This window comes from Streptomyces pallidus (ex Mingjun et al. 2026) (genome assembly GCF_051550185.1).
Taxonomy (GTDB): domain Bacteria; phylum Actinomycetota; class Actinomycetes; order Streptomycetales; family Streptomycetaceae; genus Streptomyces.
This window is the reverse complement of sequence record NZ_CP196181.1, coordinates 3,226,489-3,239,743: the sequence shown is the minus strand read 5'-3', so window position 1 is coordinate 3,239,743 and position 13,255 is coordinate 3,226,489. Positions and strand designations below refer to the sequence as shown.

Here is a 13,255-nt window from a genome sequence, read left to right as displayed (position 1 = left end):
AGGGCATGGCCGCCGCTGCTGCAGAGCTGACCCACCCCGACGCCGACAGCCTCGAACTCGCCGAGGTCCTCGCGGCCCTCGGTCACCCCGTCCGGCTGGAGATCGTCCGCAAGCTCTCCTCCGGTGAGGAGTCCTACTGCGGCGAGGTCGTCCCCGACCTGCCCCGGTCGAGCGTCACGCACCACCTCAAGGCGCTGCGCGAGAGCGGCGTCATCCGCCAGCGCCCCCAGGGCCGCCGCCTCTACCTCGCGCTGCGCCGCGAGGACCTGGAGCGGCGCTTCCCCGGCCTGCTGGCCCTCGTCACACGCTGACCCGGCCCCGGGTGTCCCCGCGGACCCCTAGACTCGGAAGGCGATGAGCAGCCTCTTTGACGACAGCTTCCTGGCCGACCTCACCCCCTCCGACGAGGTCCCGCCGCCGCCCGAGGAGTACGAGGACGCGCACGCCCCGGAGCCGGGCGCCGACGACCTCTTCGAGGGCCACTTCGACGCGCCCATGAGCGGTGACGCCTACTACCGGGACGGCACCGCGAAGCCGGTCATCGACCCGGCGGCGCTGCTGGACGGGCTGAACGAGCAGCAGCGCGCCGCCGTGGTGCACGCGGGCTCCCCGCTGCTGATCGTGGCCGGCGCCGGTTCCGGCAAGACCCGCGTGCTGACGCACCGCATCGGCCACCTGCTGGCCGCCCGCAACGTCCACCCGGGCCAGATCCTGGCGATCACCTTCACCAACAAGGCCGCGGCCGAGATGAAGGAGCGCGTCGAGAACCTGGTCGGGCCGCGGGCGAACGCCATGTGGGTGTCCACCTTCCACAGCGCGTGCGTGCGGATCCTGCGCCGGGAGTCCAAGCGGCTCGGCTTCACCTCGTCCTTCTCGATCTACGACGCCGCCGACTCCAAGCGCCTGATGGCGCTCGTCTGCCGCGACCTGGACCTGGACCCGAAGAAGTTCCCGCCCAAGTCCTTCAACGCCAAGATCTCGAACCTCAAGAACGAGCTCATCGACGAGGACGCCTTCGCCGGACAGGCCGCCGACGGCTTCGAGAAGACCCTGGCCCAGGCGTACGCCCTGTACCAGGGGCGGCTGCGCGAGGCCAACGCCCTCGACTTCGACGACATCATCATGACCACCGTCCACCTGCTCCAGGCGTTCCCGGACGTCGCCGAGCACTACCGGCGGCGGTTCCGGCACGTCCTCGTCGACGAGTACCAGGACACCAACCACGCCCAGTACACGCTGGTGCGCGAGCTGGTCGGGCCCGGATACCCGGACCTGCCGCCGGCCGAGCTGTGCGTGGTGGGCGACGCCGACCAGTCGATCTACGCCTTCCGCGGTGCGACGATCCGCAACATCCTCCAGTTCGAGGAGGACTACCAGGACGCGACGACGATCCTGCTGGAGCAGAACTACCGCTCCACCCAGACGATCCTCTCCGCGGCCAACGCGGTCATCGAGCGCAACGAGAACCGCCGCGCCAAGAACCTGTGGACCGACGCCGGCTCCGGCGCCGTCATCACCGGCTACGTCGCCGACACCGAGCACGACGAGGCCCAGTTCGTCGCCGACGAGATCGACCGCCTCACCGACGCCGGCCGGGCGAAGGCGGGGGACGTCGCGATCTTCTACCGGACCAACGCCCAGTCGCGCGTGTTCGAGGAGGTCTTCATCCGCGTCGGCCTGCCCTACAAGGTCGTCGGCGGGGTCCGCTTCTACGAGCGCAAGGAGGTCCGCGACGTCCTCGCGTACCTGCGCGTCCTCGCCAACCCCGAGGACAACGTCCCGCTGCGCCGGATCCTGAACGTCCCCAAGCGCGGCATCGGCGAGCGCGCGGAAGCGATGATCGACGCCCTCGCCCTGCGCGAGAAGATCACCTTCCCGCAGGCGCTGCGGCGCGTGGACGAGGCGTACGGCATGGCCGCGCGCTCCACCAACGCCGTGAAGCGGTTCAACGTGCTCATGGAGGAGCTGCGCACGATCGCCGAGTCCGGCGCGGGCCCGGCGGTGGTGCTGGAGGCGGTGCTGGAACGCACCGGCTACCTCGCCGAGCTCCAGGCATCGACCGACCCGCAGGACGAGACGAGGATCGAGAACCTCCAGGAACTCGCGGCGGTGGCCCTGGAATTCGAGCAGGCGCGCGGTGAGGACGACCCGGGCACCCTCGCCGAGTTCCTGGAGCAGGTCGCGCTCGTCGCCGACTCCGACCAGATCCCGGACGAGGACACTGAAGGCTCCGGCGTCATCACGCTGATGACCCTGCACACCGCCAAGGGCCTCGAATTCCCGGTGGTCTTCCTGACCGGCATGGAGGACGGGGTCTTCCCGCACATGCGGGCCCTCGGCCAGACCAAGGAGCTGGAGGAGGAGCGGCGGCTGGCCTACGTCGGCATCACCCGGGCCCGCGAGCGCCTGTACCTGACCCGCTCCTCGATGCGCAGCGCCTGGGGCACGCCCTCGTACAACCCGCCGTCGCGGTTCCTCGAGGAGATCCCGGCCCAGTACCTGGAGTGGAAGCGCACCGGAGCCGCGCAGAAGCCGGCCGGCCCGCTGCGCGGCTCCGGCTCCGGCTTCGGGTCGGGCAAGGCCTCGTTCGGCACGTCCCCGGAGGCGTTCCTGTCCTCCTCCCGTACGCGGTCGGGGCCGTCCGGGTTCGCGACGCGCCGGGCCGCCGACAAGCCGGTCGTGGCGCTGGCGGTGGGGGACCGGGTCACGCACGACCAGTTCGGGCTGGGCACGGTCCAGCAGATCACGGGTGCCGGGTCGGACGCCCAGGCGACCATCGACTTCGGGGACGGCAAGCCGAAGCGGCTGCTGCTGCGCTACGCGCCGGTGCAAAAGCTCTAGCGGACGCGTCGGGCCCCGCGGGCCGCACGGCCCGCGGGGCCGGGCGTGCGTGCGGGGCCGTGCGTGCGCGTGGCGTGCGGGACCTGCTGGCTGCGTACGGGGGGGGCGAGTGCGGGACCGGACGACGCTCGGCTCGGCTCGGCTCGTTCAGCTCGGGTCGAGGCCGTGGCTGCGCAGCCAGGCCGCGGGGTCGATCGCGGAGCCGCCGCCGGGCCGGACCTCGAAGTGCAGGTGCGGGCCCGTGGAGTTGCCCGAGTTGCCCGAGTACGCGATGACGTCGCCGGCCTTGACCTTGCCGGACCGGATCTTGGTGCTGCCCAGGTGGCAGTACCAGGTCTCGGTGCCGTCGGGGGACGTCACTATCGCCATGTTGCCGTAGGCGCTGTTCCACTGGGTGCGCACGGTGCCGTCGGTGGCCGCCATGACCGGCGTGCCGTAGCCGACCGGGAAGTCGATGCCGGTGTGCACGGACATCCACATGCCGCCGGCCTGGCCGAAGCTGGCGCTGAGTCCGTGCTGCGCGACGGGGAGGGCGAACTTGGGGCGGGCGGCCTCCTTGGCCGCCTCTTCGGCCGCCTTCCGCTTGCGCTCCTCGTCCTGGCGCTGGCGCAGGTCGATGCGCTCCTGGGTGCGGCTCGCGCGGTCCGCGAAGTCGCCCGCGTCGGCGCTGAGCGCCGCCAGCTGGGTGTCGAGCTTGCTGTTGGCCGCGACGGGCTTCACCGACGCCGGGTCGGGCGCGGCCATCGTCGTGGTGTCCTCGGCGGGCTTCTCGCCGCCGGTGAGGCCACCGACGGAGGCGGCCGCGACACCGGCGATGCCCATCACGCAGGCCGAGGGAACGGCCACCGTCAGCAGGGCGGAACGCTTCGCCGGGGTGCGGCGCCGGCTGTTGCCGGAGGCCTGCGGGCCCTTGGAGCCGGCGCGGCGCGAGGCACGCGGTCCGGCAGGGGAGTCGGAGGGGGAGGCGGCCGGGGTGACGGGCATCGCCTGGGTCGGCATGTCGTGCACCTGGCCGTCGAGCAGTCCGAGGTCCGACTCCGCGTCGACGCCCGGCGCCGGGTCGACATCCAGGTCCAGGTCCAGCTCCGGATCAAGATCCAGGTCCAGGTCCTGGTCCGCGACCTGGGCGGCCTCGGCGGACTCGTCGTCGAGGGCCTGGAAGACGGCCGTCTCCGTGTACGCGTCAGGGGCAGCGGCCGGCTCCGCGTAGCCGTACTGCTGATGCTGCTGCTGGTCGAACTCGAAGGAGAACGCCTGGGTCTGCTGCTGGTCCTGCGGGACCGTGTTCCAGGCGGTGGCGTCGTACGCACCCGTCTCGGTGCCGGTGCTGCCGTAGCCGGGCGCCGCCCACTGGCCGGTCTGCTCGTAGCCGAACGCGGTGGCGGTGGACTGGTAGTCCGGGGTCTGCGCCGTCCAGGCGGTGGTGTCCCACTGGCCCGTGCCCGTGCCGGCGTCCGCGGGGGAGCCCTGGGCGGGGACGGTCGACAGGTAGCCGTCCTGGGGGTAAGTCGCCTGCGGAGCCCAGGCGGTGGTGTCGTACGCGCCGGTGTCGTACGAGCCGTACGAGGCGTAGGCGTAGCCCTGACCCTGCGTTTCATAGGCGGCGTAGGACGAGTCGCCGGCGAAGCTGGTGGTGGAAAGGCCGTCGTACCCGGATTCCGGGTACAGGCCCGACGAGGGGCGGTCGTTCACCAACTTCTCTTTCGCCTCGGCAGTGGGGGGCCTGGGTGGCCAGGGATCGGGGGAGGTTCCCTGGGGAGAGCAGTGGCGTGACTGTACCCGGCGGTCACTGGCCACGACAATCTTCGGCGGTCTCCAAGCTGAGCGGAACCGGGCATTCGGCCGTGTTTCGGTCGACTTCATGCGCAGCCTTGGCCTTGAGTTCGAAATGCGTTCGACTTCCGGGCGGTTGGTGTTCACGCGACGGAGGCGGCGTCTCCCGGGGGTTCGACAGCCGCCGGACCGGGGCCGTCGAGGGCGCGCAGGACGGCCGCCGCGACGGCCGGATGGGCCGCCAGCGCAAGGTGCCCGATGCCCGTCACCAGGACGTTCTCGGCGCGGAGGTCCGGATGCTCGATGCGGGCCGCCCCGGGCGGGTCCACCAGTTCGTCGAACTCGGTCCAGAACGCCACGTACCGGGTGCGGCAGCCGGGCGCGGGCGCGCGCAGCTCGGCCATCACCGAGGAGTCCGGGCGGAGCTGGCGGACCAGGGGATGGGCGTCCATGAAGGGGGCGATCCTCGTGCCGGCGTGGGGCGTGCCGAGGGTGACGAGGGTGCCGATGCGCGCGTCCCCGCCGAGGCACTGGACGTAGTACCGGCCGACCAGCCCGCCCAGGCTGTGCCCGACCAGGTCGATCCGCTCGCGGCCGGTGCGCTCGCACAGGTCCTCGACCCGCCGGGCGAGGCCGCGGGCGGCGACGCGCAGGTCGAGGGTGAGGGGCGAGTAGTTGTGCGCCTCCACCCGCCGTAGGCCGCCGGCGGCGAGGGCGCGGCGGAGCAGGACGAAGACGGACCGGTTGTCGCTGAACCCGTGCAGCAGCAACACGGGCGGCCGCGGGCCGGATCCGGAGTCCGCGCCGGTGGGCCGCTCCTGCCGGATCCCGGTCGGATAGTGCAGGAGGTGGGCGCCGAACAGGATCGCCTCAAGGACCCCGGCCCGCAGCAGGGCCCCCGACACACCCCCGCCCCCAAGCGCGGATGCAGATGTGGATACGGGTGTGGACAGCCCCATCGACGGCCTCCCCTGGCCTCCCCATGACCGTGAACGGGACTGCGGCCGGCCGCGCCGCCGTGCCGTGCGGCTGTCGGTACGGTGGCGCGGCGATCCGGTGCGGTGCGGCTCCTGGCGGTGAATCACGCCGTCCCACGTGTGATTTCCCCCTCCTGTTTGACCGCGAAACGGCGGTGTGCGCGATGCTGTGCTTAACGTTCGTTCACTCAGGAGGCAGTGCGATGGGTGTGACCGGTCCGATCCGTGTGGTGGTGGCGAAGCCGGGTCTCGACGGCCACGACCGCGGCGCGAAGGTGATCGCCCGCGCCCTGCGGGACGCCGGCATGGAGGTCATCTACACGGGCCTGCACCAGACCCCCGAGCAGATCGTGGACACCGCGATCCAGGAGGACGCCGACGCGATCGGCCTGTCGATCCTGTCGGGCGCGCACAACACCCTGTTCGTGCGCGTCCTGGAACTCCTCAAGGAGCGCGAGGCCGAGGACATCAAGGTGTTCGGCGGCGGCATCATCCCGGACGACGACATCGCCCCCCTCAAGGAGAAGGGCGTGGCCGCGATCTTCACCCCGGGCGCCACGACGACGTCCATCGTCGACTGGGTCCGCGAAAACATCCGCCACTAACCCGGCAGTCCCCGCCCCGCGGAGGCAACCCACGCGCCCGCGCCGCGCCCGGCGAATCCAGCCTCGCCGGCGTTCGTGGCGCGGGGGTGCGGGGCGGTGCCCCGGAACGGCGCCGCACCGGGACGCGGCGGGATCCCCGGCCAGGGGTACGGCCCCGACCCGGCTCGACCCGTCAGGGGAGCGGCGCCGCCGGAGCCAGTTCGGCCCGCATGGCGGCCCGCAACCGCAGCGTGGCGGCGAGCCGCTGGAAGGCCTCGGCCCAGTACGCCGCCGCCCCGGCAGCCCCCTCCCCGGGGTAGTCCGCCGCGTCGGCGTCGGCGGTGAGCGCACCCAACCGGTCTGCCTCCGCAGGATCCAGGCACCGCTCGGCCAGCCCCATCACCCCGCTGAAGCTCCACGGGTAGCTGCCCGCCTCCCGCGCCGCGTCCAACGCGTCGACGACGGCACGCCCCAGCGTCCCCGCCCACGGCACGTCGCACACGCCGAGCAGCTGGAACGCCTCCGACAGCCCGTGCGCCCGCACGAACTGCCCGACCCATTCGGCCCGTTCCCCGTCCGGCAGGACGGACAGCAGTCTGGCCCGCTCCGCGAGCGACGCCGTCCCCGGCGCGGTGGCGGGCGGCGCCGACGCCGCGCCGAGCAGCGCCCTGGACCATCGCGCGTCCCGCTGCCGCATGGCCGCCCGGCACCACGCCGCGTGCAGTTCCTCCCGCCAGCTCTCGCCGTCGGTGATCGGCAGTTCCACGATCTGCTGCGGGTCGAGCCCACCGAACCGGTCCTGCCAGCAGGACAGCGGCGCCGCCTCCACCAGCTGGCCCAGCCACCAGGCCCGCTCCCCGCGCCCGGCGGGGGGCCGTTTCACCACCCCGTCGTGCTGCATCCCCGCATCGCATGCGGTCGGCGGGACCACTCCCTCCGGCCCGACGCAGGCCGTGGCCCGCTCTGCCATCCGGCCGGCCAGCGCCGATCCGGGCAGCGTGGACAGCAGTTCGGCGGCCGTCGCCCGGACGTTGCGGCTCCGGTCGCCGAGGGCGGCCTCCAGGAACGGCTCGTCCTCCGCCGACAGCCCCAGCCGCAAGGAGTCGAGGAACATCAGCCGGTCCTCGGCCCGCTCGGTGCCCCAGGTGCTGGACAGCAGCCGCACGGCCGCGGCCGGCTCATGGGCCCGTACGGACCCGAGCAGGGCCACCCGTTCCGCGAACAGCCCCTCCTGCCACAGCTGCTCCACCCCCGCCCGGTCCTCGGGGCCGGGCAGTTCCCCGCCGCCCGACCCGCCGCGCAGGGCGAACCGCCAGTCGGGGTTGAGCCGGGCGAGCCACACCCCGCGCGGCCCGGCCAGGGCGAGGGCCTGCGGCCGCAGGTCCGTCCGGGCCCGGGCCGCGTCGAGCAGGGCCGGCAGCAGCGCCGCCGGCGCCCGGTAGCCGTGCCGTCCGGCGGTGGCCAGCCACTGCGGGAGCAGCTCCGTCAGGTCCGGGGCGGCCCCCCGCCGGCCGCCGCCGCTGCCCGCGCCGGTCCGCCCGGCCAGCAGCTGGGCGAGCCTCCGCCGGGCAGGCTCCGGCGGTTCCGGCCGGGGATCGGCCGGGGCGGGCTGCGGCCGCGGTCCCGCCGCGGCGGGCCGCAGCCCGGCCCGGCGCCGTACGGTCTGCAGGGCCGCCGCGTCGAGCAGGGCCGCCGGATCGCCCTGCCGCCGCTCGGTGCCCAGCAGCGCGGCGCCGACCAGTTCCTCCCACTTCCCGCACCCCGGGTACTCGGCCGTGGTGGCCATCGGTTCCCTCCCTTTCGATGCTGTTTCCGTGCTCCGGTCCCGCCCCCTCCGCGGGACCGGAGCCGCTCTCGTCCCCCGGCCGGCCCTTCAGCTGGCGTGGTTGTCGTTCATTTCAAGCCCCCCGGCTTCGTCGTCGTTCGCGCCGACGCCCCCGCGTCCGCGCGCCCCTCCTCGGACGGCGCCCCCGCGCCGCCCTCCCTCGTTTCCCCGTGGCCCCCCTGTGCCCCGTTCCCCCTCGTCTCCTGGACCCCGTCGTCCTGTCGTCCTGCGTCCTGTCGTGTCGTCGGTCGTGTCGTCGGCGGTGGTCCGGGCCGTCCGGTCAGCCGAGCGCCACCGGTTCCGGGCAGCCCGGCTGCCAGGCCGTCAGCGGGGTGAATCCGCGGTGGCCGCATTCGCCGAACACCGTCAGCGGCCCCCCGCCCGACAGTGCGGCCAGCTGCCACAGGCCCGACGGGGGCCGGCTGCCCGCCCCGGAGAGCGGGACCGGCAGCGCGCCGGAGCCTTCGGCGTCCGCCAGCTGCCAGCCCAGCTCTCCCGGTATCGGGACCACCGGGCCCAGCACCACCGGCCACGACTCCAGCCACGGGTCCTCCCGCAGCGCAGCCCCGTACGCCTCCAGTGCCGCCCCGGTGTCGATCCCGGCCGGGACCCGGTCGCACGGCGCGGCCGGCGCGAACCTCTCCCCGAGGTCCGCCCGCAGCCCCGCCGAACCGGGGCGGAAGCGGGCTTCCGCCTCCACCGCCAGTCCGACCGGCAGCGCGAGCGACGGCGGCCGTCCGGGCGGCCCGAAGTCCAGCACCAGGGCCGGGCGCCCGCTCTCCAGCCCGCGCAGCCATGTCCGGCGGGTGGTGAGCCGGCCGTCCGGCGACACCGAGTCGTACTGGGACAGCACCAGCCAGCGGTCCCGTACGGCCTCCCCCTCCACGCCGGCGTTCGGGAGCCCCACCCTGCTCCGTACCGTCGCGGCGAGCGGCTCCGGCAGGCCTGCCACCCCGAGCCAGCCCCGGTTCAGCAGGTGCAGCAGCGCGCCCTCCTCCAGCATCCGGGCGGGCCAGCCGGCGCCGCAACCGGGTATCGTCCCCAACTCCCTGACGCGGGCCGCCAGTCCGGGCGCCTGGGCGTCGACCATGCGCGCCGCCGTCTCCTCCCAGGGTGCGTATCCCGCCTGTTCCTGGCCGGCGAGTCCGCCGCGGACCAGGTCGGCGAGCCGCTGCTCCAGCTCCGCGACGCCCGCGCCGATCCGGGCCGCCCTCCGTTCGGCGCGGCGGCGCGCCGCCTCCGCGTCGGCCGGACCGGCCGCCGGGCGGGCGGTCCTCGCGGCCCGTCCGGCCAGCCAGGCGTCGGCCCACTCCGGTGCCCCGGCGGGCTCGCCGAACCCTTCGGCGGCCCACAGCAGCAGCAGTCCCAGCGCGTGCTTGCACGGGAACTTCCGGCTCGGGCAGGAGCACTTGTAGGCGGGGCCGGTGAGGTCCACCACCGTCCGGTACGGCGTGGCGCCGCTGCCCCTGCACGACCCCCACACCGCACCGGAAGCGGAATTTCCGGTCTCGGACCAGGGGCCCGCCCCGCCCAGCTTGGCACCGGCCCTGCGTGACGAAGCGTCAGGAGCCAGGGCCAGTACCTGTTCCGCTGTCCAGCGGACCTGCTGATCGGTCATGGCAACCACCGTAGGGACCCCCACTGACAATCGCCCTGACCTGCAACGACGTTGGCAGCAGGCCCTGTTGTCAGTGCCGTGGTGCACCGTGGGGAGCAGCAGTCGGGAGCGGCTGCGGAGCATTGGAGGGGGACCATGACCACGCAGGGGAACGGCACCGGCGCCGAGGCGCTGCGCCCGCACGCCGAGGACGCCTTCGCACCCGAACTGAAAGCCCTGGAAGCGGTGGACGACCGGCCCCGCCCGGCCCGCTGGAAGCTCTCCCCGTGGGCCGTCGCCACCTACCTCCTGGGCGGCACGCTCGACGACGGAACCGTCATCACACCCAAGTACGTCGGCCCGCGCCGCATCGTCGAGGTCGCCGTCACCACCCTCGCCACCGACCGCGCCCTCCTGCTGCTCGGCGTCCCCGGCACCGCCAAGACCTGGGTCTCGGAGCACCTCGCGGCCGCCGTCAGCGGGGACTCCACCCTGCTCGTCCAGGGCACCGCCGGCACCCCCGAGGAGGCCATCCGCTACGGCTGGGACTACGCCCGCCTCCTCGCCCACGGGCCCAGTCGCGAGGCGCTCGTGCCGAGCCCGGTCATGCGGGCCATGGCCGAGGGCTCGACCTGCCGCGTCGAGGAGCTCACCCGCATCCCGGCCGACGTCCAGGACACCCTCATCACCATCCTGTCCGAGAAGACGCTGCCGATACCGGAGCTCGGCCAGGAGGTGCAGGCCGTGCGCGGCTTCAACCTCATCGCCACGGCCAACGACCGGGACCGCGGGGTCAACGAGCTGTCCAGCGCGCTGCGCCGCCGCTTCAACACCGTCGTGCTGCCCCTGCCCGCCTCCACCGACGCCGAGGTCGACATCGTCGCCCGCCGCGTCGACCAGCTGGGCCGCGCCCTCGACCTGCCGACCCCGCCCGAGGGGCTGGACGAGATCCGCCGCGTCGTCACCGTCTTCCGCGAGCTGCGCGACGGCGTCACCGACGACGGCCGGACGAAGGTGAAGTCGCCGAGCGGCACCCTGTCCACCGCCGAGGCCATCTCGGTCGTCACGCACGGCCTGGCCCTGGCCGCCCACTTCGGGGACGGCGTGCTGCGCCCGTCCGACGTGGCCGCCGGGATCCTCGGCGCGGTCGTCCGCGACCCGGCCGCCGACCGGGTGGTCTGGCAGGAGTACCTGGAGGCCGTGGTGCGCGAGCGGGACGGCTGGAAGGACTTCTACCGCGCCTGCCGGGAGGTGACGGCATGAGCCCGGCGGCGCCCGCGCGGGGGCCGCTGCTGCTGGGCGTGCGCCACCACGGGCCCGGCTCGGCCCGCGCCGTGCGGGCCGCCCTGGACGCGGCCCGGCCGGCGGCCGTCCTGATCGAGGGGCCGCCGGAGGGGGACGCGCTGCTGCCGCTGGCCGCCGACCCCGCGATGCGGCCGCCCGTGGCGCTGCTCTCGCACGCCGCCGGCGACCCGGGCCGGGCCGCGTTCTGGCCGCTGGCCGAGTTCTCCCCGGAATGGGTGGCCGTCCGCTGGGCGCAGCAGCAGCCCGATCCGGTCCCGGTCCGCTTCATCGACCTGCCCGCCGCGCACACCCTGGCCGTGCGGCCGGAGTCCGCGTCCGACGGGGAGGGGGAAGGGGGAGCGGGGGCGGGCGCGCCCGGCGCGGTGCGGCCCGACCCGCTCGCCGCACTGGCCGGGACCGCCGGGTACGACGACCCCGAGCGCTGGTGGGAGGACGTCGTCGAGCACCGGGGCGCGGGCGCGGGGCGGCAGGACCCGGCGGCCGCCTTCGAGGTGCTCGGCGAGGCCATGGCCGCGCTGCGCGAGACGTACGCGGACCGCGAGGACCCCCGCGACCTGGTGCGCGAGGCCCACATGCGGCAGCGGATGCGGGCCGCCCGCCGGGAGTTCGGCGACTCCTACGCCGTGGTGTGCGGCGCCTGGCACGTCCCGGCCCTGCGCGCCGGGACCACGGCGGCGGCCGACAGGAGGCTGCTGACCGGTCTGCCCAGGACCAGGGTGGAGACGACGTGGGTGCCCTGGACGCACCGGCGCCTCGCCCGGTCCGGGGGGTACGGGGCGGGCATCGCCTCGCCCGGCTGGTACGCCCACCTCTTCGCCGCCCGGGACCGGCCGGTCGAGCGGTGGCTGACCAAGGTGGCCGGGCTGCTGCGGGAGGAGGACCGGCAGGTCTCCACGGCGCACGTCATCGAGGCGGTCCGGCTCGCCGAGACGCTGGCCGCGGTGCGCGGCCGGCCGCTGCCCGGCCTGGCCGAGACCCTGGAGGCGGTCCGCGCCGTGATGTGCGACGGCTCCGACGTCCCGCTCGCGCTCATCGAGGACCGCCTGGTCGTCGGCGACGTGCTGGGCAGCGTCCCGGACGGCGCGCCCGCCGTACCGCTCCAGCGGGACCTGACCCGCCAGCAGCGCTCGCTGCGCCTCAAGGTCGAGGCCCAGGAGCGCGAGCTGGAGCTCGACCTGCGCAAGGACACCGACGCGGCCCGGTCGCTGCTGCTGCACCGGCTGCGGCTGCTCGGCGTCGACTGGGGCGGACCGACCGCCTCCCGGGCCGGCACGGGGACCTTCCGGGAGACGTGGCGGCTGCGCTGGGAACCGGAGCTGTCGGTGCGGGTGGCCGAGGCCGGGATCTGGGGCACCACCGTCCTCGCGGCGGCCACCGCGAAGGCGGAGGCGGACGCGGCCGCGGCGGCGGAGCTGGGCGAGGTCACGGCGCTGGCCGAGCGGTGCCTGCTGGCGGGGCTGTCCGGGGCGCTGCCCGCGGTCCTGCGGGCCCTCGCCGACCTGGCCGCGCTCGACACGGACGTGGCGCGCCTCGCCAAGGCCCTGCCGGCCCTGGCCCGCTCCCTGCGCTACGGGGACGTCCGGGGCACCGACGCCTCGGCGCTGGGCGCGGTGGCGGGCGGGCTCGCGGAGCGGATCTGCGTGGCGCTGCCGCCCGCCTGCTCCGCCGGCCTGGACGCCGACGCGGCGGCGGAGCTGCGCGGCCATGTGGACGCGGTGCACGGGGCGATCGGTCTGCTGGCGGACGACGGGCTGCGCGAGCGGTGGTCGGCGGTGCTGCGGACGCTGGCCGGGCGGGAGTCCGTACCCGGGCTGATCCGCGGGCGGGCGGCCCGGCTGCTGCTCGACGAGGGACGGCTGCCGGCCGAGGAGACGGCCCGGCTGATGGGGCTCGCCCTGGCTCCGGCCGCCGCCCCCGCCGACGCGGCCGGCTGGATCGACGGCTTCGCCGGGGGCGGCGCGGGCGGCGGCACGCTGCTGGTCCACGACGAGCGGCTGCTCGGGCTGATCGACGCCTGGCTCGTCTCGGTGCCGGCGGGGGCGTTCACCGACGTGCTGCCGCTGCTACGGCGGACCTTCGGGGCGTACGAGCCGGGCGTCCGGCGGACCCTCGGGGAACTGGCCCGCCGCGGGCCCGGCGCCCGACCCGGACCGGCCGGTGCGGGGGCGGCCCCCGAGGGCTTCGCCCCGGAGCTGGACCCCGCCCGCGCGGACGCGGTCGTGGACCTGGTCCACCTGCTCCTCGCCGGAGCCGGGGCCAGTACCTGGACCGCGGGCCCCTGAGGGCTCGCGGCGGGCGGGAAGGGCCGGCGGCCGGGGGCCGGCGGCGCACAGGACAGGAAGGGGGACGGACG

The 13,255-nt window shown here is 75.0% G+C and carries 9 protein-coding genes; 5 read left to right on the top strand and 4 right to left on the bottom strand.

The genetic code is table 11. From position 1 onward, the window contains the following. Positions 1–5 precede the first annotated feature (5 nt). On the top strand, positions 6–311 hold the full coding sequence (locus tag ACSHWO_RS13895) for an ArsR/SmtB family transcription factor (RefSeq protein ID WP_361093650.1): 306 nt from the start codon (positions 6–8) through the stop codon (positions 309–311). A 43-nt stretch (positions 312–354) separates the two neighbouring features. Then, positions 355–2,841, top strand: a complete 2,487-nt coding sequence (gene pcrA, locus ACSHWO_RS13890) for a DNA helicase PcrA (RefSeq protein ID WP_385832608.1) — start codon at positions 355–357, stop codon at positions 2,839–2,841. Positions 2,842–2,988: 147 nt separating this feature from the next. On the opposite strand, the gene ACSHWO_RS13885 is transcribed toward pcrA, so the two are convergent. Together ACSHWO_RS13885 and ACSHWO_RS13880 are read right to left on the bottom strand one after the other, a co-directional pair. Further along, positions 2,989–4,533 (bottom strand): M23 family metallopeptidase, encoded by a 1,545-nt coding sequence (locus tag ACSHWO_RS13885; protein WP_438312136.1) that lies wholly within the window; start codon positions 4,531–4,533, stop codon positions 2,989–2,991. Between the two features lie 224 nt (positions 4,534–4,757). After that, positions 4,758–5,519, bottom strand: a complete 762-nt coding sequence (locus tag ACSHWO_RS13880; RefSeq protein ID WP_438312134.1) for an esterase/lipase family protein — start codon at positions 5,517–5,519, stop codon at positions 4,758–4,760. Positions 5,520–5,794: 275 nt separating this feature from the next. Between ACSHWO_RS13880 and ACSHWO_RS13875 the strand changes: the two genes are divergently transcribed. Next, the gene (locus ACSHWO_RS13875; protein WP_361093638.1) at positions 5,795–6,196 is read left to right on the top strand and encodes a cobalamin B12-binding domain-containing protein; all 402 of its coding nucleotides are present in this window, start codon (positions 5,795–5,797) and stop codon (positions 6,194–6,196) included. 172 nt (positions 6,197–6,368) lie between these two features. On the opposite strand, the gene ACSHWO_RS13870 is transcribed toward ACSHWO_RS13875, so the two are convergent. Together ACSHWO_RS13870 and ACSHWO_RS13865 are read right to left on the bottom strand one after the other, a co-directional pair. Further along, positions 6,369–7,961 (bottom strand): DUF5691 domain-containing protein, encoded by a 1,593-nt coding sequence (locus ACSHWO_RS13870; protein ID WP_438312131.1) that lies wholly within the window; start codon positions 7,959–7,961, stop codon positions 6,369–6,371. Positions 7,962–8,280: 319 nt separating this feature from the next. Then, positions 8,281–9,618, bottom strand: coding sequence for an SWIM zinc finger family protein (locus ACSHWO_RS13865; protein WP_438312129.1), 1,338 nt, complete (start codon positions 9,616–9,618; stop codon positions 8,281–8,283). 135 nt (positions 9,619–9,753) lie between these two features. On the opposite strand from ACSHWO_RS13865, the gene ACSHWO_RS13860 reads away from it, so the two are divergent. Both ACSHWO_RS13860 and ACSHWO_RS13855 read left to right on the top strand, forming a co-directional pair. Next, entirely contained in the window at positions 9,754–10,860 is a 1,107-nt protein-coding gene (locus tag ACSHWO_RS13860) for an ATP-binding protein (protein ID WP_385832567.1), read from the top strand. Beyond that, positions 10,857–13,184: a DUF5682 family protein gene (locus ACSHWO_RS13855; protein ID WP_438312127.1), complete on the top strand. Its 2,328-nt coding sequence runs from the start codon at positions 10,857–10,859 to the stop codon at positions 13,182–13,184. Before ACSHWO_RS13860 ends, ACSHWO_RS13855 begins: the two co-directional genes overlap by 4 nt. Positions 13,185–13,255: the final 71 nt, after the last annotated feature.

Coding starts and splice junctions, on each gene's coding strand:
- ACSHWO_RS13895 (WP_361093650.1), top strand. CDS start 6: ATGGCCGCCGCTGCTGCAGAGCTGACCCACCCCGACGCCGACAGCCTC.
- pcrA (WP_385832608.1), top strand. CDS start 355: ATGAGCAGCCTCTTTGACGACAGCTTCCTGGCCGACCTCACCCCCTCC.
- ACSHWO_RS13875 (WP_361093638.1), top strand. CDS start 5,795: ATGGGTGTGACCGGTCCGATCCGTGTGGTGGTGGCGAAGCCGGGTCTC.
- ACSHWO_RS13870 (WP_438312131.1), bottom strand. CDS start 7,961: ATGGCCACCACGGCCGAGTACCCGGGGTGCGGGAAGTGGGAGGAACTG.
- ACSHWO_RS13865 (WP_438312129.1), bottom strand. CDS start 9,618: ATGACCGATCAGCAGGTCCGCTGGACAGCGGAACAGGTACTGGCCCTG.
- ACSHWO_RS13860 (WP_385832567.1), top strand. CDS start 9,754: ATGACCACGCAGGGGAACGGCACCGGCGCCGAGGCGCTGCGCCCGCAC.
- ACSHWO_RS13855 (WP_438312127.1), top strand. CDS start 10,857: ATGAGCCCGGCGGCGCCCGCGCGGGGGCCGCTGCTGCTGGGCGTGCGC.